This window comes from Pseudoalteromonas aliena (assembly GCF_038155085.1).
Taxonomy (GTDB): Bacteria; Pseudomonadota; Gammaproteobacteria; order Enterobacterales; family Alteromonadaceae; genus Pseudoalteromonas; species Pseudoalteromonas aliena_A.
The window spans coordinates 1-1,944 of sequence record NZ_JBAKAU010000038.1 but is presented as its reverse complement, the minus strand read 5'-3'; the positions used below and the strand labels follow the sequence as shown (position 1 = coordinate 1,944).

General features: G+C 51.2%; 1 protein-coding gene. It reads right to left on the bottom strand.

Annotated features, from left to right (window positions below; genetic code table 11):
* On the bottom strand, window positions 1–1,944 hold a 1,944-nt coding region (locus V6260_RS18425), incomplete at both ends, for a beta strand repeat-containing protein (RefSeq protein ID WP_341595559.1).

The following is a 1,944-nucleotide window of genomic DNA, read 5'->3' as shown; positions in this document are numbered from 1 at the left end:
CAAGCGCACTGGGGATTTCAATATCCCAGTGGCCATCACTTTCAACGGTGCTGGTGATGGTTTGTACAGCGCCGTCGCTGTCGGTCACAGTAAGTGTGACTGTGCCACCAACTTCATTACTGGTGCCTTGTAATGTCGGTGTTAAGTCGTTTACATCGCCTACATTTTGAATGGTTAAGGTTGGCGCTTGCGTGTCGATAGTGGTGGTTTCACCCACGGTGGTTTCATTGCCTACGCTATCGCGTACGCTCACTTCAATCATGCTTTCGCCTTCGCTTAGCGGTGTACTTGGTGTAGCACTCCAATCGCCGTTTGCATCCACAAGCGCTGTGATGATTTGTGGGTTGCCATCGCTATCGGTGACCACAATAGTAACTTGTGCGCCTTCGCCCGCATCGCTTGTGCCGCTAATAACTGGGGTATTGGTATCGCTTTGTGCGTCAACCTCAACAGTAAGCGTGGGTGGTGTGTTATCAAAGTCGTCTGAGCTAATTGTACGCGTGTTACCGGCTGCATCGGTGGCTGTGGCGATCACTGAGCCAACATCAAGTAACGATACATCCAGACCCACTAATGACCAGTTGCCATCTGCATCTGTTGTGGTGGTGTATGTTGCACCAATCCCCCCGTTAACAAGCTGCTCGGTAATGGCAATTTCACTGCCAGCTGGCAAGTCTGACGTACCACTTAAAGTAACTAATAAACCAAGCTCAAAGGTCGGCGTAAGGGCAAGTGCCGGTGGAGTTATATCCACTTCACCACTGTCTGTGCCTGTGCCGGTATTACCTGCTGCATCAGTAATGCTTGCACTAACATTGTAACTCCCTTCAGCTAAATCAGTCGTTGGTGTCGCGCTCCAGTCACCGTTGATATCCGTTTGTACATCAATGGTTTGAACTGCATTGTCCGCATCCGTAAAGGTGACGGTAATGGTGCTGTTTGGCGCATCACTGCTGCCTGTCACTCTTGGTGTGCTGTCGTTAGTGAGTACAGGCGCATCCACGCTCACACTTGGTGCGGTGGTATCAATATTACCGCTACCGGTAATATCATTGCTGTTACCCGCTGCATCGCTAATACTTGCTTCGATGCTGTAAGGGCCTTCAGCCAATGCAGTCGGTACTTCTACTGAGAAGTTGCCATCAGCATCAACCGTGGTGGTGAACGTTTGCTCGGCCCCTAAATCATCCGTTACGGTAAAGCTGATCACTGTGCCTTCAACTGCATCGCTTGTTCCACTGAGTGTCGGGGTGATGTCATTACTTGAACCTGGGCTGGTTAACTCAAGTGTCGGTGCAATGGTATCTATTTCTCCTGCGCCGATGGCCGTGGTGTCGTTGCCTGCCACATCTTCAACACTCGCGCTAATAGTGTATGCACCTTCTGCAAGAGCCACCGGTACAGGGATTGACCACGTACCATTAGCAAGTACGGTGGCACTCATGGTTTGCGCTACGCTGTTGCTGTCAGTGACAACAATGGTGACTTCACTTCCCTGAGGTGCATCGCTGGTACCTGCAATCGTTGGCGTGGTGTCGTTGCCCACACCGTTGTCGGTAATAATAAGGCTCGGGCCTGTAAGGTCTATCTGACCTGTCTCGGTAGCGCTGCCTATATTTCCTAGGCCGTCATCTACCTCGGCGGTTACCGTGTATTCGCCTTGCGCTAAATCAGTTGGTGCATCAACGCTCCATACGCCACCGGTGACGGTCGTATCAACAGTCGTAATATTCCCTGCACTGTCTTCAAGCGTTAAGCTGATGGTAGTGCCATCTGCTGCATCGCTTGTACCATTGATGGTTGGCGTGGTGTCGTTGGTATCAACCAAGGCATTAATGCTAATGCTTGGTGCGGTGGTGTTCAGTGTCGCGGTTTCACTCAATGTGGTGGTGTTGCCTGCGCTATCGCTCACGCTGGCTTCAATGGTCAGCTCTCCATCAGCTA